This window comes from Butyrivibrio sp. FCS006, assembly GCF_000424525.1.
In the GTDB taxonomy this organism is placed as follows: Bacteria; Bacillota; Clostridia; order Lachnospirales; family Lachnospiraceae; genus Butyrivibrio.
In genome coordinates this window covers 257,239-277,308 of record NZ_KE384204.1, presented here as the reverse complement: position 1 = coordinate 277,308, position 20,070 = coordinate 257,239, and the positions used below count along the sequence as shown (strand labels likewise).

At 45.1% G+C, this 20,070-nt stretch carries 15 protein-coding genes; all 15 read right to left on the bottom strand.

Annotated features, from left to right (window positions below; all coding sequences use genetic code 11):
• Window positions 1-11: 11 nt before the first annotated feature.
• The gene (asnB, locus tag G633_RS0112535) at window positions 12-1,898 is read right to left on the bottom strand and encodes an asparagine synthase (glutamine-hydrolyzing) (protein ID WP_026520115.1); all 1,887 of its coding nucleotides are present in this window, start codon (window positions 1,896-1,898) and stop codon (window positions 12-14) included.
• 23 nt (window positions 1,899-1,921) lie between these two features.
• Entirely contained in the window at window positions 1,922-2,683 is a 762-nt protein-coding gene (locus tag G633_RS0112530) for a hypothetical protein (RefSeq protein WP_022768129.1), read from the bottom strand.
• A 1-nt stretch (window position 2,684) separates the two neighbouring features.
• Window positions 2,685-3,797 (bottom strand): glycosyltransferase, encoded by a 1,113-nt coding sequence (locus G633_RS0112525; RefSeq protein ID WP_022768128.1) that lies wholly within the window; start codon window positions 3,795-3,797, stop codon window positions 2,685-2,687.
• Between the two features lie 3 nt (window positions 3,798-3,800).
• A complete protein-coding gene (locus G633_RS0112520) occupies window positions 3,801-4,736 on the bottom strand; it encodes a methionyl-tRNA formyltransferase (RefSeq protein ID WP_022768127.1) in 936 nt (311 codons plus the stop codon).
• Complete coding sequence (locus tag G633_RS0112515) at window positions 4,736-5,935, bottom strand: glycosyltransferase (RefSeq protein WP_026520114.1); 1,200 nt, start codon at window positions 5,933-5,935, stop codon at window positions 4,736-4,738. Before G633_RS0112515 ends, G633_RS0112520 begins: the two co-directional genes overlap by 1 nt.
• Window positions 5,935-7,383 (bottom strand): glycosyltransferase, encoded by a 1,449-nt coding sequence (locus G633_RS18330; protein ID WP_051200181.1) that lies wholly within the window; start codon window positions 7,381-7,383, stop codon window positions 5,935-5,937. The genes G633_RS0112515 and G633_RS18330 overlap by 1 nt, the downstream gene beginning before the upstream one ends.
• A gap of 40 nt (window positions 7,384-7,423) precedes the next feature.
• Window positions 7,424-8,167 (bottom strand): DUF2334 domain-containing protein, encoded by a 744-nt coding sequence (locus G633_RS0112505; protein ID WP_026520113.1) that lies wholly within the window; start codon window positions 8,165-8,167, stop codon window positions 7,424-7,426.
• Window positions 8,168-8,358: 191 nt separating this feature from the next.
• A complete protein-coding gene (locus G633_RS0112500) occupies window positions 8,359-9,333 on the bottom strand; it encodes an SDR family oxidoreductase (RefSeq protein ID WP_022768123.1) in 975 nt (324 codons plus the stop codon).
• 16 nt (window positions 9,334-9,349) lie between these two features.
• Window positions 9,350-10,666: a nucleotide sugar dehydrogenase gene (locus G633_RS0112495; RefSeq protein WP_022768122.1), complete on the bottom strand. Its 1,317-nt coding sequence runs from the start codon at window positions 10,664-10,666 to the stop codon at window positions 9,350-9,352.
• Window positions 10,667-10,691: 25 nt separating this feature from the next.
• Entirely contained in the window at window positions 10,692-11,792 is a 1,101-nt protein-coding gene (locus G633_RS0112490) for a glycosyltransferase family 4 protein (RefSeq protein WP_026520112.1), read from the bottom strand.
• Between the two features lie 24 nt (window positions 11,793-11,816).
• The gene (locus tag G633_RS0112485; RefSeq protein WP_026520111.1) at window positions 11,817-12,800 is read right to left on the bottom strand and encodes an ATP-grasp domain-containing protein; all 984 of its coding nucleotides are present in this window, start codon (window positions 12,798-12,800) and stop codon (window positions 11,817-11,819) included.
• A 15-nt stretch (window positions 12,801-12,815) separates the two neighbouring features.
• Window positions 12,816-13,472, bottom strand: a complete 657-nt coding sequence (locus G633_RS18325) for a sugar transferase (RefSeq protein WP_035771377.1) — start codon at window positions 13,470-13,472, stop codon at window positions 12,816-12,818.
• 721 nt (window positions 13,473-14,193) lie between these two features.
• Window positions 14,194-15,465, bottom strand: coding sequence for a DegT/DnrJ/EryC1/StrS family aminotransferase (locus tag G633_RS0112470; protein WP_026520110.1), 1,272 nt, complete (start codon window positions 15,463-15,465; stop codon window positions 14,194-14,196).
• Entirely contained in the window at window positions 15,455-17,392 is a 1,938-nt protein-coding gene (locus G633_RS18320; protein ID WP_035771375.1) for a polysaccharide biosynthesis protein, read from the bottom strand. Before G633_RS18320 ends, G633_RS0112470 begins: the two co-directional genes overlap by 11 nt.
• A complete protein-coding gene (locus G633_RS0112460; protein WP_026520109.1) occupies window positions 17,389-20,022 on the bottom strand; it encodes an O-antigen ligase family protein in 2,634 nt (877 codons plus the stop codon). Before G633_RS0112460 ends, G633_RS18320 begins: the two co-directional genes overlap by 4 nt.
• Between the last annotated feature and the right edge of the window lie 48 nt (window positions 20,023-20,070).

Genomic DNA, 20,070 nt, shown 5'->3' with positions numbered 1-20,070 from the left:
TCCTTTCAAAATCAGACCATGTAGTAATTATACCACTGCTGGAATATGAAGAACGACCAGGCAATCTTGCTGTAGTTGGCTCCTGTAGCCGGGCCTCCGTCACCCTTCACAATGTAATCATTTATAAACTTAGAAACATATTCCACATCAAATATACCCTGCTGCTTTAAGAAGGACGTGCTGCTGTAGTCAATAAGCGCTTCCTTTAAAGGTCCGCGGAGCCATGCGTCCATCGGAACTCCAAAGCCGGTCTTTGGTCTCTCCAAAAGGTCTCTGGGTATATAATCGTAAGCAATGTCTTTTAGGATATGCTTCTTGTCACCGTTATAGTATTTAAACTTATGAGGTATCCTGAAAGAATACTCCATAACATCCGTATCCATGATAGGGCATCTGTTCTCAAGAGAATATCTCATGGAAGCCCTGTCCATCTTGACCAGAATATCCTCAGGCAGATAGGTGTCCATATCAAGGAGCATACGCCTTGCCTGGAAATTGGATACACCATAGCTCGTCTCTATCGGGTAGAGGATAGGATATTCCTCGTTATCGCTAAGATTTACAAAGGCGTGGGATGCATCAAGATAGCCCTTTGACACAAGCTGTGTCTTGGTCTCGGGATTTCTGTTATTTGCAACCACCCTTACCCTAAAGGGCATCTTATCAAGAAGCTTGCCGCTTCCCACAGGAATCTGTCCTATAGCGTGGACCATAGCACCCGGGAAGTCCAGTTTCTGAGCCTGCCCTACGTTGTCATAGACATTATATCCGCAAAAGAACTCGTCACCGCCATCACCTGACAAGGCAACCGTAACATCCTTCTTGGCCAGCTTACTTACCAGCATTGAAGGAATCTGCGAGTTGTCAGCAAAGGGTTCGTCGTAGTACTGAGGAATAGTGCTGACCAGATCGAACATCTCTTTTTCGCTGATATAGAGTTCTGTGTGGTCGCATCCAAGGTAAGCTGCAATCTCCTTGGCATACTCGGCCTCGTTGTAGCTTGGCACATTAAAGCCGATGCAGAAGGTCTTAACAGGCTCCTTTGAAAACTCCTGGGCCATGGCTGTAACGAGAGATGAATCGTATCCACCTGATAAAAAAGTTCCAAGAGGAACATCAGCTATCATTCTTGAAACAACAGCCTTTTTAAGTCTGTCCTTAAGGCCCTGCTTGGCCTCCTCATAATTGGTAACCGGGTTCTGTGCCATCTCATGATAGACTTTTTTAACATCCCAGTATTTCCACTTCTTGATCTCGCCGTTATTAAACTTAAGCACGCTGCCGGGCTCAAGCTTATACACATCCTCGAAGATTGTGTCAGGAGCAACTATATACTGCTGGAAAAGAAATCTCGGAAGAAGCTCTTTTCTTACTCTGCCGCTGAACTCAGGGCATTTCATTATAGGCTTAAGCTCTGACCCAAAGACGATATTCCCACCATCAATCCAGTAGAAAAGGGGCTTTTTACCAATCCTGTCCCTTACGAGAAATACGTCTCCGCTCTCTCTGTCAAAGAGTGCAATGGCGAACATTCCATGGATGTGATCCACCATGTCTATTCCCCATTTGAGATAAGCTGCTATGATAGCTTCTGTGTCACAAGTTGACTTGAAATTGTAATCGGAAAGCTCCTCTTTTAGTTCAAGGAAGTTATAGATCTCTCCGTTAAAGGCCACTGATACTCTGCCATCTGCTGAGTGCATGGGCTGATGACCAAGAGGCGAAAGGTCAAGGATAGCAAGTCTTCTCTGAGCAAAGCCCACAGTATAGCCATCTTCTGCCTCAAACAGTTCAACACCGCTGTCATCCGGTCCTCTGTGATACATGGTATCATTCATTACTCGGAGCTGGTCCTTGGTTATTTTCTTTTTAGATACGTATCCACAGATTCCGCACATCTAAAGTTTCTCCAGTTCTGTCCTTAAATCTCAATGGGGAGCTTCTCAAACTCGTCCCTGAGTGGTCCGAAGTCTTTACACTCGTTGTCGATCGAATCAATCAGTTCAACATATTTCTCATTAACAAGAGTCTTGTAGTTATTAAGGTTATCATATCCTTTCTTGGTCCATGCGAAAGGATGTGTGAGGATCTGGATCTTATCGTGTTTCTTTATCGTCTCCTCGTCGGGATAGCCGTATCTCCAGATGTGGTTTGCATCTGACATGTACTTGATATCAAGCTTGGACTCGGGAGTCGCCTTGGGATCAAATACAAAGAAGTCATCCTGATAAGCATTTAAAATACCGTTTAACTTGATATTCTCAGCAAGAACGCTGGGGGACGGTCTGTGGATTGAGAAAGAGTTGATCTCAAATCCCAGCATATTGCTGAGCATATCGATCTCCTGTCTGATCCTGTCCCTTACAAGTCTCATATCGGTCATTCCGTTAAGTGCAAAGTGAAGTCCGATGTTCTGACCTCTCTCATGCATATCTGTCAGAATATCCCTGTTCTTTCTTGAAAGAATATTGTAGGAGTTGTTGGTCCACTGGAAGAAGAAGGTGGATCTGAAGTCCATGCTCTCCTCAACCTTGGAAAGGGCATATGCTCTTTCTACGGAATACTCAACGTCGTGACGCATGATGATGAACTCGTCTTTATTCAGCGCCTCTTCATAGGTTGCGTAGCGTCCGCTCTCCTTGATAACTCTTATGATCTCTCTGTAATCATCAAATGAAAACATCTTATCTCTCCTTAAAGTTCTCTATTACCTTATCCAGATAGTCTCTCCACTGAACAAATATCGCCTCTGCGTTGGTTATCTCTTCAATCTTGGCAGCTTCTTTTCCAAGCCTTGCAGCCAGTTCCTTGTCCTCAATCAGTCTGTTAAGGCCATTGACCAAAGCGTCCTTATCCTTGATTGGAATAAGAAGACCATTCTCGCCGTCCTTCATTACTGTCGCAGGTCCTCCACATGGACAATCTGTTGCAATTATGGGCATTCCCATTGCCATGGCCTCCAAAAGAGAATTAGGAAGACCTTCCCAGTCTGAAGTGAAGGCATATACTTCGCCCTTTGGTATCTCTTTTTCCAAAGAATCAGATCCGCCCATGAGAAGGATGTAATCCTCTGCGTGGTTGTCTGCAATTATCTTATCAAGGATCTCCTTGGTTCCGTCGAAGGAATCAGGGCCATAGATCTTAAGAACATAATCGGGATGCTTTTTGTGAACCTCCACAAAGGCTTCGCACAAAAGGGGCTGATTTTTGAAGTCCACGAGTCTTGCGTGGTGGACCACCGATTTTTCTTTTTCCTGTGGATGCTCTACCCCAAAGTACTTGGGATTTACAGGGTTTAAGATTATGGTTGAATTGTCCTGAAGGTAGGGCTTAAAGAAAGCCTTCTGTCCGGTAGTCTGGAAGACGCAGCCGGCAGCCTTTGGGAACAGCCATTTGATCTGTACCTTGTCAGAGAACGCATCGTAGTGGCCGACAGGATCTGTCCTGACGGATATTACAACAGGAATGTTGCTGTTTCCTGCTGCCATAAGAGCCCTGTAGTTGGCCCTTTGAGCGAAAGCCACAAGAACATCAGGCTTATACTCTTTGACAAATTCCTTAAGGTACTTGATCCTGAGGAAAAACTTCGTTATTCGGTTTTTCTTTTCATCGCCTTCACGTAGTCCCACGTGGACTCTTGTAACTCTCTCGTCAAGATGAAACTCATCTTCGTCGTACCACTCAGTGGCTACGTAGACCTTGATCCCTTCCTTGGCGAACTGGTTTGCCAGGTTTGATACAACTCTCTCTGCACCACCCTGTACAAGGCAATTTAAGTGAAACGCTATACTCTTCATAGTTTATCTAAGTACCATTCCTTTGGTAATTTCAAATCCGGCCTCGAACTTATCGATAAGCAGAGACCCGTCAACTGTCCTTACCACAAGCTTTCCATCAAAAATATCCACGACTTCTCCCGGAGCAAAGCCTGAGAAATCGATCATCTCATCAAAGGGATGAGCCTGCCACACGGTTACTTTGTGGGCATCATCCTCTGTATCTGCATAGCAGAAGGCACCGGGGAAAGGAGCTGCAACTCCGCGAATCAGGTTGTAGATATTTCTTGTCCTGTCCTTAAAGTCGATCTTTCCATCTGCCGCTGTACGTTTATTGTACCATGAATCAAAGTCTTTTGAATCAGTGTGAATTGTTACCTCGCCCTTCTCAAGATATGTGGTGAGAAGTTTTCTGATGAGGTTCTTGGAGCAGATCATGTTCTTGTACTGAGCAGTCCTGATGTCGTCGTGCTCATTTATCTGGAACATCTCTGTGGCAAAGACGTTGGGGCTGTCTGCCTTCTCATCGTACTTAAAGAGATTTAAGTTAAATCTTGTATCTCCCAGAATCATTGACCAGTTAAGAGGAGATCTGCCTCTTCCAAAGGGGAGATATCCGCAGTTGCCGTGAAATCCAAAGATTCCGGCTTCAAACTTATCCAAAACTTCCTTTGGAATGAGCCTCTGCCATCCCATAACAACACCGATACCGAAGGTGTTCTCCTCCATGAATTTCCTGGTGTTATCATCATTAAGGAAGTAGCTGTCCGCCTCAAATACAGGGATTCCGAACTTCTCTGTGAGGAAGGTCAGTCCCTTAAAGCCCGAAACCTGATTGTGCTCAAGGACCTTAGGGGCAATGGTGATAACAAGATCAACCTTGCAGATGTCCTTCTGAATGAACTCAATGATATTCTCCGATGTGTCTTTTACTCCAAAAACAACAACTTTATAATGCATCACTCATACCTCTTAAATATCTCATGAATACTGTCTTTATACTTATCCGGAGCAAATACTGACGCTCTCTCAAAGGCCTTGTTTGAGTACTTCTTAAGAAGCTCCTCATCATCAAGGATCTTCTCCATCTCCTGTGCAAGGAGTCTCTCGCCCTCAGTGATGTACTCTGGGTCGAAGTTCTCCTCCTGGTCCATATCCGGAACAAGGATTCCGAATTCGCCTCGGATAGGCTCCTTTATACTGCTGCCATCGGGGATTTCCTCGATAAGCTTGTTGTACTCAGCATCAGAGAGAAGTATCTCTCTTGGTCCGGTCTTACAGTCAGCTGAGATCACGGGCTTTTTAAGGGCCATGGCCTCCAAGACTGCGTTGGGAAAGCCCTCATGGTTGGAGCTGCAGACATATACGTCAGAAGCTGCAACATATGGGAACGGGTTCTTCTTAAGGCCGGCAAAGCATACCTTGTCCTTGATTCCCAGGGCCTTAGCCATATCTTTATACTTATCCCAGTTACCTGCTCCCATGACCACAAGACGGGCTTCAGGATGCTTGAACTGCACTAGGGAAAAGGCCTTGACCAGATGCCAGATTCCCTTGATATAGTCATTTCGTGCCGAGCAGGAAAAGACCTTTATGTCATCTCCAAGGAACGGATAATCCTCAGGAGTCTCCCCTGCCTTATTCTGTATGTCCAGAATGTCCAGCGGATTGTAAATGTAGGTGCTCCTGTCGTACTTAAAGTCTCTTTTTAGCTGTCTTACAATCTCTTTTGAACAGGACAGTACCTGATCTGACTTTCTGCAAAAGAGCTTTACCTCTCCTGTATTTTCCATGTCAGTCTGGCAGCGAAGTCCAGTAAGGACCTTCTCTCCTGCTCTTGAGAGAGTGTTTACGTAGTTAGCCGAAGATCCGAAGCTGTAGGAGATATCGATATGCTTCTCCTTCTTGACCTTGCGGGCTTTACGCACTCTTTTAAATACATTTATAACCTTGTTCACAAGGCCTTTCTGCGAAGGAACATCAATGTCTATGACTTCGAGTCCCGTTATATCAAAGTTAATATCCTTGGAGCTGAAAATGAGAATGCATACATTGTAGTATTCCTGCATGAGTCTTGCGGTCTTTATGCAGACTCTCTCAAATCCGCCCTGATGGAGCATAGGCACCATCAGCATCAGGTTTTTCTTTTTCTGATCCATTAAAAATGACCTCTTTCGTAGAAATATCCCATCATCTTTGCCTGAGTCTTGACATCAAACCCGGCGTCTTTTAGTCTTCCCAAAATATACTCCGAGCTGTTTGCCCTGTCACCCACAGAATAAAGTCCTGTGCGGTGGTGAGTGCTCTTTGGGCTCTTGTCCGGAACATTTACCGTCTCAAACCCGGTTCCTGCATCCAGTGCATCGATATCGGGCATTTCATCCGTCTCAAATACGCTCTCTCTTCTCTCTCCTGCAATTGCAGTAAAGGTCTGGTTGAGCTTGATTTCCTCCTCAAGAGGATCTGTGTGGTAATCCTCCCTAAGAAGAAGGTCGTCTAAAATCTTCCTCGCCCAATCCCTTGGCTCTGAAGTTATGCTTCTCATGGAAACCAGCTCTGTCACATTAACTTCAGGCGTTACGGAGTCAGAAACAAGGCACTGAAGTCCTGCTGCCTGGGCCTCGATAACACTTCCGGGAAGTCCCTCGTATCTTGAAGGGAAGCAGAAATAGTCCATTGCCTGATAGTAGTCGCTGGCGTTGGACTTATTGCCTGCAAAGATGCAGCGGTCCGAAATGTGGAGCTTATCCGCAAGCTTTTGCATATCTTCCATAAGCGGGCCCTTACCCAGCATCAGGAGCCTTATTCGCATTCCGTGAAGTATGCTATACTGGTTAAGATCGTCGTTATCAAGGATTCTGCAGAGCTGCGCAAAAACATTTAAGAGGAACTCATGGTTCTTGGCATAGCGGAAGCTTCCGACATGACCAATGACCAGCGCGTTGGAGACGCCAAGCTCTGCTCTTATCTTATCCCTTATCTCGGGCTTATATGCAAAGTGTTTAAGATCGATGGCGTTGGGGATAATCCTCACAGCGCCGGCCTTAACAAGATCCTCGCCAAAGACTGATATTCCGGCTTCCTTGGAGCAGGCAAAGTTATAGTCTGTAATGCCTTCCTTCTGCAGAGGCCTTCTCAGAACCCTGGTGGCCATTCCCTTAATACCCGCATCAACGCCTGCGCTTCTTGCATGGGCGATGCAGATGGGGATTCCGGATTTCTTGGCTATTGGAAGGTAAATGGCAGCAGTACTTGTCATGTGGCCCTGGACCACCTTCCACTCGTGCTTGTGGCTCTCAAAGAACCTCTTTATGGCAGCCTTGTACTGAGCCATATTGGTCCCTGTAAACTTCGGAAGGCAGAAAATCCTGCCTCCGAGCTTATATACGCTATTATCAAAATAGTCCGGCTCGCGAACTGCCATCAGTTCATCTGAAGTCGGACTCTTTTTTCCTGTTTTTTCAGGCGAATAATGGACAAGAAAATCAAACTGGATCTTATCTCTGTCCATGTTTCTGTACAAATCAATTATTCGGCATTCCGCGCCGCCAACTCCAAGGCCCCCAAGCACATGGAGTATACGTATCTGACCGTATCCATTTTCCATAGAAATTTGGTCCCCCGCCTTATTTCTCTTATCTTTCTAATCAGCCTTTCAGCTTGCGGAGCTGAACTGCCAGATATTTAGCCTTTGCAATAGCATACTGTTTTGCCTGGCCAAATGTATTTCTATCCTGTACTTCTTCATTAAAGAACTCAGAGTAGGAAACAGCCTTACCTGACTCCAACAGTTCTTTTAACTTATCAAAATCCTTGTCATCCATGGTGTTTGCATGGTAAACGAAGGTTACAATACCGTCCCTGGTATCTGCAAGAGAATCGCTTCTCTTTATTGCAATCGGGTAAAAGACAAAGTCGTAAGCCCTGTAAGGCTCCGTTCCAAAGCCGTCTGTGATGCGATTAAAGCCGTTCTTTTTAAGGGCTGTAAGAGTATTTTTGTCAAAAGAGTGGGACGGCGCCATGAAGATATCGGTCTCAATCCCGTTCTCCCTGAATATCCTTCTGGCCTTTCTTATCATCTCATCCTGCTTATCAAAAGGAAGGCCTGCGAACTCAGACTTGCCACCTATAGGAAAAAGCCCCGGATCCTTGGTGGTGTATCGATGCTTATATCCGTGCATGGCTACAACCCAGCCTCTGTCCCTGAGATTTTTGATGTAATCCCAGAAGTCGTCTCTAGCCGGGTTAAGTGAGAGCTTTTCATCTTTGTTCCTTGGCACAACTCCGATAAGGGGTGTTATGTGATGCGCGTCCAAAAGGTCTTTAACCCTCTTGAACTTGCTCCAGTCCATATCCGGAGTTATGTCGTCCATTCTGATAGTTATTCGCATAAAATACCATACTGTGTCACATTGATGATGATATACGGATTGCTCCACTTCATTCTCGCAATCCTACAAGTATTCGGAAATCGAATCACTCATTCCTCGTGATTCTTTTTTCCTCATCCTTGTTCGGTCTTCAAGGTCATGTAAATTATCATGCAAGCATGAAATTTCCACGACTTTGAATCCCTATATCATCATAAGTTCTTCTTATACCAATCAATAGCAAGCTCGATACCTGCCTTGAAATCGTATGATGGATCGTATCCGAGATTGGTTCTTGCCTTGGTGATATCTGCGTTTGAATCCCTGATATCTCCTGCTCTGGGTGGTCCGAAGATAGGCTCAACATCCATGCCCAGTGCATCTGTTAAGTGGTGATAAACATCTATAAGGAACTCTCTTCCGCCTGCACCGATATTATAAGCTTCTCCGGCTGCATCAGATGAAGCAAGGCACGCACGAAGATTTCCTTCGATTACGTTATCGACATATGTAAAGTCTCTTGACTGCTTACCGTCTCCGTTTATGGTTGGAGTCTCACCGTTCATGAGCTGGCGAAGGAACTTAGGGATAACTGCTGCATAAGCGCCATTGGGATCCTGTCTTCTTCCGAATACGTTGAAATATCTAAGGCCGTAGGTATCAAGGCCATAGAGCTTCTTGTAAAGCTTGCCGTACTCCTCATCTGTCTTCTTGGTAAGAGCGTAAGGTGAAAGTACGTTTCCCTCCTGTCCCTCTTTCTTGGGAAGAGTTGTTGAATCACCGTAAACAGAGGAGCTTGAAGCATATACGAACTTCTTGACACCGTTCTGTCTTGAAGCTTCCATCATGTTAAGGGTTCCTCTGATGTTGATCTCCTCGTATAAAAGAGGCATCTCAATACTCCTTGGAACGCTTCCCCAGGCAGCCTCGTTAAGTACGAAGTCTACTCCCTTGGTTGCTTCCATGCAGGAATCAAGGTCTCTGATATCCTTCTCAAGGAAAGTAAACTTAGGGTTCTCCATGAAAGGCTGGATGTTCTCGATGTGACCTGTTGAGAGGTTATCCATACATCTTACTGTGTAGCCCATGTCAAGAAGGGCCTCACAAATATTTGATCCGATAAAGCCCGCTCCGCCTGTTACCAGGAATACGGAATCTGCGGGGAATTTAAGTTCTCTAAATCCCATTATTTATTACTCCTTATTACAGTCTCCAGTAGTCGAATTCCGGAGCTTTATAATCATTCATGTCATAGATGCCCTTGATATCAAGGAATACTTTTGTCTTATGTGCTGCATTGAAGAACTTCGCAATGTCTGCTGCCTTGTAATCCTTGAAGTCCTCGTGAGCAACAGCTACGATCACTGCATCCATGTCTTTTACTGCGGAAAGGTCATCAAAGGTAATGCCATAGAGTCTCTTAGCCTCAGCTGAATCAGCCTGAGGATCAACAACCATAGGCTTTATTCCGTACTCGCCAAGCTCGTTGTAGATATCGATAACCTTGGTGTTACGTGTATCAGGGCAGTTTTCCTTGAAGGTAAAGCCCAGGATTGCTACTTTTGCATTCTTAACTGAAATGTCGTTGGCGATAAGGCGCTTAACCAGTGACTCTGCAATGTACTTGCCCATATCGTCGTTGATACGTCTTCCTGAAAGGATGATCTGTGAGTGATATCCAAGCTCCTCAGCCTTGTAGGTAAGGTAGTAAGGATCTACACCGATGCAGTGTCCACCAACAAGTCCGGGGAAGAAGTGAAGGAAATTCCACTTGGTTCCTGCTGCCTCCAAAACGCTCTTTGTATCGATTCCCATTCTATGGAAGATCATGGAGAGCTCGTTCATGAAAGCGATGTTGATATCACGCTGTGAATTCTCGATAACCTTGGCAGCCTCAGCAACCTTGATGGACTGAGCCTTGTAAACACCTGCAAGAGCAACCAGGCTGTAAACCTTAGCTACTGTATCAAGTGTCTCCTCATCCATACCGGATACGATCTTGGTGATGGTATCAAGTCTGTGAACCTTGTCACCGGGGTTGATACGCTCAGGTGAATAACCAACCTTGAAATCTACGCCGCACTTAAGGCCTGACTCCTGCTCAAGAATAGGAACACAGATGTCCTCTGTTACACCGGGATATACAGTTGACTCATATACTACGATGGATCCCTTTGTAAGGTACTTACCAAGGGTATGGCTTGCTCCCTCAACAGGTGTAAGGTCAGGTGTGTGATCGTCATTAACAGGTGTAGGAACTGCTACTACGTGGAACTTGCATTCGCGGAGCTTCTCAGGATCAGCAGTGAACTCAACTGTTGTCTCCTTGATAGCATCATCTCCGACCTCTCTTGTGGGGTCGATTCCCTTCTTGTAGAGCTCAACCTTCTCAGCGTTGAAATCATATCCTACAACCTTGATCTTCTTGGCATAGGCTACTGCGATAGGCATACCTACGTATCCAAGTCCTACAAGTGACAGTTTCTCTTCTCCTGAAAGGAGCTTCTCATATAAATCCATTGTATTTCCTCCAAAAATCAAATCATTACTTAACGATTCTTTTTATCTCTTCAATATACGTCAATATTATACTACGCCTGTCAAACTTCTGCTCGACGTACCTTCTTGCCGCCTCACCCATGGCTCTGCGTCTGTCTATATCAAGCCCCGTAAAGCGCTCGAGGGCTGAAATCAGTGACTTTGCATCTCTTGGTTTGCACAAAAATCCCGATCTATCAGTATCAACGATTTCTCTGCATCCACTAATGTCTGAAGCAATAACAGGTCTTCCCGTTGCTGCTGCCTCCATAAGGACGTTACTCATTCCCTCATGGTAGGATGGATGAACTATCGCATCAGCTTCCTTCATGTATGGATGAATGTCTTTCTGATAAGGGATGACCTTCAGGATTCCTTCCTTTTCAGCCTCATCCGCTATAGGTCTGAAGTCATCCTCGCAGTAACCAACCGCTGCAAAAGACACTTTCCCGCCGTACTTATCATGAAGGGTCCTTGCTGCTTCTATGTACTCTTTTGAACCCTTCTCCGTCATGAGACGCCCGATATAAAGAAATCTCGTAACATCATCTTCATGTCCCGGAATGGGCTCCTGTTTGTGCTTTTCAAGATTTACTCCGGATCCGTTTACAGTAACATGCTTCTTCGCCATTATTCCGTGGCTTTCGAATATCTTTCTGTTCTCTTCATTCTGGAAAAAGAGAGCGTTGCACTTCTTTAGGGATACCTTGTACATGGTGACTATGAGTTTAAGGAGAATTCCTCCTCGCTCAAAGGTGGTCCCAAGTCCCGTGATAGTTGATATATAGGGGACTTTTTGTCTTCCGCACACGTATCCGCCGTAGATATTGGGCTTTATTGTGTAGGTCAAAACCACGTCCGGTTTTTCCTTTTTTACAAGACTCTTATAAGCGCGCAAAAGAGCCATATCCTGAATTGGATTGACTCCGCGTCTGTTGATGTCAGTGTGTACTACCCTGCATCCCTCGTCCTTTAGTTCTTTTACCTTAAGTTCATCCGGAAGACTTATGACTATCTCATAGCCTTCCTCCATGAGCCCCGTAAGGAGCTCATTTCGAAAGTCATATAGTCCGCTGGATGAATTTGCTAAAATCAGTGCCTTTGGCATTTAGCTTCTATCTCCGCCATCTGTTTATTTTGCAAGCCTATCCTCAGGCTCTACCATCAGTTCGTTGTACTTCATCATGAAGACGCCATCCCTGTAATCACCTATGTTTACAAGGTTCTCCTTGCCTTCAAGATTATTAATGATCTGTCTTGGGAAGTTGACTCCACACTCGTATGCGTGTGGATATCCTCCGCCAAACCTTGGGTTCACCTCTGACAGATACCAGGTGTCATTATCTTCATCGTAGAACAGGTCGATATCTATCATTCCACGATATCCCACTGCCTCCACGAAATTAGCCAGTTTCATAAAGAGTGTGTCACACTTGCAGGACACAGACTTATCTGTCTCGCCGGCTCTCATCTTGATCTTCTTTTTGAGGAATATTGAAGTGCACATGCCGGTTATCATGTCGATGTAAACATCTGCGCCATACTCCTGGCCCTTCATGTATTCCTGGATCATAAGGCCGTCATAATCATGGAAAAGAGCTGTCAGCATCTCTTTTGACCTTACTTCGTTAATATTAAGCGATGCGCTTCCCTTTTGGGGTTTAACAAAGATAGGATAGTCAATTTCACCGTCTGCCCTTGATGCTTCGAAGGAATCGATTGATGCAAAGCATCTTGCTGTAGGGATTCCCAGCTTCTGGAGCATGTCGTACATCCTGAACTTATCAAGGCTGGTCTCGCACAGCTCGTAGGAGGATACGATAGGTGTGGTGCCAATCTCCAGGAATTTATCTGCATTCTTGGCAAGAAGAGAGAGCTCAGGATCAATCAGACTTAATACTCCCTTTATCTCTTCCTTTTTGCAGATTTTAAGGACCTCGTCTATGTAGGCGGGATCATCAATTCTAGGAACGATGTAGGCCTTGTCTGCATCATAAATAGCCGGACCCAAGTTGGAGCAGTCGGTTGCAATGACTCTGCCTGCCATCTCACGCTTAAAATACTGAACAACCTTATTTCTTGTTCCTGCACTAAGAATTAAAATGTTTGTTCCCATATTTGGCCTCCTTGATCATTTTTCCAGCTTGCCTGTCTTTTCAAGCCTCTCTTTTCTTATCTGGGCAAAGTTTCCTTCCGTTGCGTTTGTATCCTCAGCCACCTGCTCAGAGTGTCCAAACACTGTTTTAAAGGTCATGGCAATAACCTTCAGATCCATTAAGAAGCTCAGGTTCTCAACATAAGTAGCATCCAGTTCAAACCTGGTGTCCCAATCCACGGTATTTCTTCCGCTGGCCTGGGCAAGTCCCGTAAGCCCCGGCCTTACTGTGTGGCGGAGCTTCTCCCTCTCGGTGTAATAGGGAAGATACTCCACAAGAAGCGGCCTCGGACCTATAAAGCTCATGTCCCCTTTTAGTATGCAAAACAGCTCCGGCAGCTCATCAAGACTGGTCTTTCTAAGGAGCTTACCAAACTTTGTCAGCCTGTCCTTGTCGGGAAGGAGCTTTCCGTTCTCATCCCTCGCGTCAGTCATGGTCCTAAACTTGTACATGTTAAAGATCTTTTCATCCTTGCCGGGACGGGGCTGTTTAAACAGGACCGGGCTTCCGAGCTTAACCCTTACAAGAATTGCAAGGATTATATAGAGCCAGCTGAATAGTACCAGGATTATTGCTGAGATCAGTATATCTAAGAGTCTTTTTATAAAAACAGAATAAATAGTCTTTTTCATAATGGATTAATCTGCCAGTTTCAAATATCAGTCACTCAGAACTTATTTTATCATAAATGTATTCTTCAAGATACTGATTGGTGCCGAGACCTGCCATGTTTTTTATATTACATAGCCCGCGCTGATGGATTATATATCTCTGTGGATGTATATCAATGGCCTTTCGCGGCATATCCTCGCCCAAAGAGAGGGCTTCGGTATTCCACGGTGCCATTGACATACATCCGCAGAGATAATTCGGTCTGTAAGCGGGCTATGTAATTGTGGCATCGGCTCCTTTTCGTTAAACCTTACGGTATATTTTAAGTTTTTCTTCTGGGACAGTAAGGCTCCATGCACCTATTCAATCATCTAGCTACTAGCTACTGTCCTTGTACAATTTTTATTACAAGACAGCAACGCGTTTCATACATGTCATTGCCAGCTACTGTCTCTACACATTTTTAGTTTCAAGACAGTAACACTTTACCAGTCATTACCTTGATAGCAACTGTCCCTGCTTGATTTTTGATCCAGGACAGTTGCCCCCCACCAATCATCGACCTGATAGCTACTGTCCTTGCATAATTTTTGTCTCAAGACAGTAGCACTTGCCAAATCACCAAGATGATGCTAACTGTCCCCTTTGATTTTTTGCTTCAGGACAGTAGTCCTCCGCGCAGCGCCCGAAACTAAAGCCCTGGCAAAAAGCCAGGGCTAATGTTATCGATTTATAAAGCAATTAAATAAAACACCTCTTAACAATCTCTATTATGACATCCTGCTGTTCGGGAGTCATCTTGTTGTCACTTGGAAGGCAAAGGCCTCTCTCAAAGATATCCATTCCCACATCAAGGACTGTACCCTCGTCGATATAGGCATTACTTCTTGCTCTTCCGCTGCCCTGTCTTGTGACAAAGCCGTTCATGCGGTAAATGGGCTGCATATGCATTGGCTTCCAGATGGGTCTTCCCTCTGCATTGTACTTGGCTATGGTCTCAAGGATCTCTGTAGGGCAGCTCTTTCCGGACTCTGTCACATAGAGAACATCCTTCTCCCCCCTTACCTGTTTGCACATAGCATCTCTGTCTATAAGCATGCAGGAGAGCCAGAAATTAGGCTCTGAAACTGATGCATCAAAAGGATTCATAACTACTGGAAGATCCTTAAAGCCTTCCTTATATCTCTCGTAAATAGCCTTCTTCTGAGCAATGTGCTCCTCAAGGTGTGGAATCTGCCCTCTGATAAGTCCTGCTATAAGGTTACTCATTCTGTAGTTGTAGCCAAGCTCCTCATGCTGGTACCAGGGAGCATCCTCCCTTGACTGAGTTGACCACTTTCTTATCTTGTGGGCATCCTCTTCGCTCTCTGTAAGAAGCATTCCTCCTGCAGAGCCGGTGATAATCTTGTTTCCGTTAAAAGAGATAACGCCTACATCACCAAAGACTCCTGTCTGCTTACCCTTATAGGTTGCACCGAAAGACTCGGCAGCATCCTCTACGATAAGGGCTCCGTGAGCATCACAGATCTTCCTTATCTCATCCACCTTGCCGGGAGTTCCGTAGAGGTGGGCAATTACTACCATCTTTACATCGGGATAGATCTCAAAAGCCTTCTCAAGAGCCAAAGGATCCATGTTCCAGGTGTCGTACTCAGTGTCGATAAACACTGCTTCTCCGCCTTCATAAGCAACAGGGTTTACCGTTGCGTCGAAGGTCATATCGGAGCAAAAGACCTTTTTGCCTTCCAGCACTCCGTGGCCAACCTTTGGCTGTCCGTAGAGCTTCTCACCGGCAAGTCTTATTGCCAGGTGAAGTGCTGCTGTTCCTGTAGCAAGACCTACTGCGCACTTGCAGCCAATCTTCTCTGCGATCATCTCCTCAACTGCATTGATGTTGGCGCCTACGGTAGAGAGCCAGTTGGTATCATAGGCTTCCTGAATGTATTTGATCTCATCTCCGTGAGTTGTGGGTGATGAGAGGTAAAGCTTTTTTTCAAAGGGTTTAAGTTCCATTGATCTCCTCCGTGGTCTTTTGAAGGGCCTCTTTTCTCTCTCTTGTCATTGTGTATCTGTGTACGTCGGGATGATAGGTCTCAACAATCTCTTTTACGATGTCTCGTATCTCAGGCGACTCATCTTTGGCAGCCTGGTTGAGCTTCTCAAGCTGTGAGAAGAACCTCATCTCGTCCATCTCGATGGGCTTACCGATGTGGATCATCTTGTTGGCTGTGTCCTGAAGTCCCTCTTCGTCCATGAGCATCTCCTCGTAGAGCTTCTCACCGGGACGAAGGCCTGTAAACTCAATCCTGATGTCCTCGCCAACCTTGTAACCTGAGAGCTTGATGAGATTCTCAGCAAGGTCAAGGATCTTGACGGGCTCACCCATATCAAGGACAAAAATCTCTCCGCCCTTGGCAAAAGCGCCGGCCTGAAGCACCAGTGAAACTGCTTCGGATATGGTCATGAAGTATCTGATGATGTTAGGGTCTGTTACGGTAACAGGGCCTCCGGCTGCAATCTGCTTCTTAAAGAGCGGAATAACCGAGCCGTTTGAGCCAAGTACGTTACCGAATCTCACTGCAACGAACTCTGTATCATAATGCTTGTTAAAGGTCTGAACGATCATCTCACAGATTCTCTTAGAAGCTCCCATGATATTTGTGGGATTAACTGCTTTATCTGTAGAGATCATTACAAACTTCTTGCAACCGTTGCTGGCTGCAGCCATAGCTGTTTTCCAGGTTCCGAAGACGTTGTTCTTGATGGCTTCATTCGGGCTGTCCTCCATAAGAGGAACGTGCTTGTGTGCAGCTGCGTGATATACGATGTCGGGTTTATATTTCTCAAAGATCTTGTTGATCCTTAAGGTGTTTCGAACTGATGCGATAAGGACCACAAGATTCATATCGGGATACTTGTACTTAAGTTCCTGCTGGATCTCGTAGGCATTGTTCTCGTAAATATCTACGATGATAAGGGTCTTCGGGTTATGGTCTGCTATCTGTCTGCAGAGCTCGGAGCCGATGGATCCGCCGCCTCCTGTTACCAGTACGACCTTGCCCTTAACGTAGCCCGCGATGGAATCTATATCTACGGAGATAGGATCTCTTCCGAGAAGGTCCTCTACCTCTACATCACGAAGACGTGATACGTTAACCTCTCCGTTTACAAGCTGATACATTCCAGGAAGGGATCTCAGCTTACAGTTGGTATTCTTACAGATATCCAGAATCTTTTTTAGCTCTGCCCTTGAAACTGAAGGGATCGCAACGATGATCTCATCGATGTCGTATAGATCTGCACACTCCTCGATCTTCTCTCTTCCGCCTACCACGCGGATTCCCTGGATGTATTTGCCCCACTTGTTGGAGTCATCATCGATGATACATTTGATGGACATGGTGGAGTAATTGCTGGTAAGGATGTCCTTGATGATTATGTTTGCAGCTTCTCCTGCGCCGATTATCATCACTGCCTTGGAGTTATTGCGGTTCTCAGCCATGTGCTTTCTGCTTCGAAGGAACCTGTAAGAAAAACGGCTCGCGAAGATAATGGTGATGAGAAGGAAGGTGTAAAGGAAATAGCAGCTCTGTGGAACCGGCTGTTTATCGGACTTAAAGAACTGAAGTCCGATGGCATTTATAACGCCGGAGAGCGTACAAGCCATTACAAGGTTCTGCATCTCCCTCTCGCCTGCATAAGCCCAAAGGCTGTCATACATCTTAAACAGGTAGAAAATTGCCAGTGTGATAATAATGTTGATAGGCAGAAATCTGGTCACGGGAGTAAGGAAATGCTCCGGTATCGCAGAGAACTTAAACTCATATCTCATAAGGAGAGATACATAGCTGGCCATTATCACGCTGAGTATATCGTAGATGATAAGCCCTATTCTTCTATAAAGTTTTGCATAGTTAAATGGTTCTTTTTTCTTGTTCATATCTCTTTTGCCTTAAAAGTAAGCGGTGTAAGTGCGATGATAAAGGCCACCGTCATTGGATTGCAGTACTGGAATACCCACTCTGAAACACCTGCGACTGCAAATCCGATGATAACTGCACAGGTGATCAGCGACAAAGGCTCTGTTTTCCTGTTCTTACTAAAATATCTGATGCTTGAAGCAATGGCCACGATCATGGTAAACAGGAAAAGAATTCCTACCGGGATACCATGGTCATAAGCCACCTGAATGTATGTGTTGTGAGCATGAACAGCGATCTCGCCGTTTGAAAGGGTTGCACCCATCTCCTCATGTCCCCACATATTGAGCTGCTGAAGGTAAGACTTTGCTATGGAGATACGTCCGTTTGAGATCACATCTAGGATGTTGTCTGTATCAACATATCCTTCAAGCTCATCAAGGAGCATTATTATCTCAGCTCTTGTCATCATACTTGATGCAAGAAGTGCATCTGTCTCAGGTGGATCGATCATACCGGATTCCTGATTTTCAGTTTTATCCGGACTCTCGTCGTAAGGCCTTCCATAGTAGTCATAGAGAGGCTCTCCCCTGCCGTTGTCCTCGTAATTATGAGGATCCATGGGGAATTCGTACTCTCCCACGTCCACTCCAAGGATCTTACTCTCAAAGAGATTTGCAAATCTCTCAACACACATAAAGTTAGTGCTGTCCCAATCCGCGCCGCCTCTTATGAATTCATCCGCATCATCAATGGGGTAAAAGACAGGGTCGGCAGCGATAGTCGGAAGGATCCTCTGCAGTGTAAACGCAGCCGGGAAAGCCAGTATTACTGACAGAATAAGTATTCCCAGTATCCTGAAGAGCTGCTTCTTGTAGTAAGAAATAACCACGCAGATCACAAGGATAACGCTCACAGCTATCGCAAGGTACGCAGTCCTTGAAACAGTGAATATAGCATAGGACATGATAAAGCCAAAAAGCACAATCTCTTTCCAGGCAATAACTGCAATCTCTTTAAGCTTTGCATTATTTGGAAGTGAGATGATCTTGACGATCAGCATTACCGTAGCAGTAGCACCCATGAAAGTGAGATACTCAGCAGTTACGGTAACCGTGTGGAATATGAATGCAAACCTTCCACTGACATATCCGGGGAAGTATCTGTGAAGATAGCTAAATGCCAGTGAAATGGCAAAGTTCATCATAAATCCACCGGATAGTATCTTATAGAAATCTCCTCTCTTATCCCAGATGGCAAATCTCACAAAGAGGAAAAATGCGAAGACAGCCAGGTATATCGGCCACATCCTTGTATTATTCAGGATTGCCATTAAGATAAGGAGCACTCCCAGAACTATTCCAAAGAATGTAGGGACGACAACTTGTCTTTTACTGTGTTCTGCACCGTACCTGATCTCTCTTGCCTTAAGAATGATCAGTCTTATAAGGTTCAGCACCAGTACTCCGCCGAGGATCACGATAATGATGCCATACTTCAGGACGGCATTGTGAAGGTCGTATTCCTTCTCATCAGGAGCAAGCTTGTGCAGATTGTAGTAGTGCACACCAAATATAGAGGAGCCCAGAACCCACACAAAGTTGTAAAGGTTAAAGAACTCCTTAAGGGAGAAGGTAAACAGGAGCATGATTATAAGCCAGATGCTCATCCTTCTCTCGGAAATGTAGTGGTATATATCATACAGATCATTCATGTAGCCCGATGCATACCAAAGGGCCATGGCCATGGAGAACATGATAAGAACATACTGAAGTCTGTGCTCGTTCTTAAGGCTCTGCCAGAAGGAAATGCCCTCTTCGTGAATGATGACCTTATGGTTTATGGCATAGAATACTATCGCTGCGGCAATGATAAGACCTATCTCGTAAAAGACAATGTCGATAGCCCTGCTGTCAAAGATCTTCAGAGGGAACACCATTATCATAAGCGCTCCGAAAATAATGGCTGCCACAGGGTTTGCCGAGTAGGCCAGCACCTTCTCAACTGTAAGAAGGCTGTCCTTCTCAGGATTCTTTTTGTAATAGAAATCTGAGCCAAAATAAATGGCTGCAGCAAGTAGTGCAATTCCAAGTATTATTCCGAGGGAAACTCCCTTTGAGAGCGGCAGTCTGTAGTTGTACTTAGCTGCCAAATGAAGGCCTTCAACCTTTGCATACTCCCAGGTCAGATCTCCCACATAAGCAGAATCAGCAGGAATATCCTCAAGTGCCACATAAAACTTTGATCTGCAGTCTGCAAGTCTTATCGAATACTCTTTTCCCACTTCCACATTCATTTCCATGGGAATCCTTACATATCCGGGGATTGTGAACTCAGCTGTATCAGTGTAGTTTGCCAGCAGTACTGCCCCGTTCTCATCGCACAGATATGAAGTTATGTATCTTCCCTTATCGACATTAGTAACATATACGTCTACTGAGCTCAGCCTGTTATACCGGGCTATGAAACTCTGATAGAACTTGTTGTTCTCAAAGTTAATTCCCTGTGATTCAGAGACGATGGTTCCGCCGCCTGAAGTCTCAAGAGTCTGGGTAAAGACCCTTATAGGGAAGATTAGTAGTATTCCGATTAATGCAAAAATAAGCGTAACAATCTTTATTGCTCTGCTTTTACTGATTACTTTTCTCATATCAAAACCTTTTCCGGCGCAAAATTGTGCATCATAGTATGATATCAC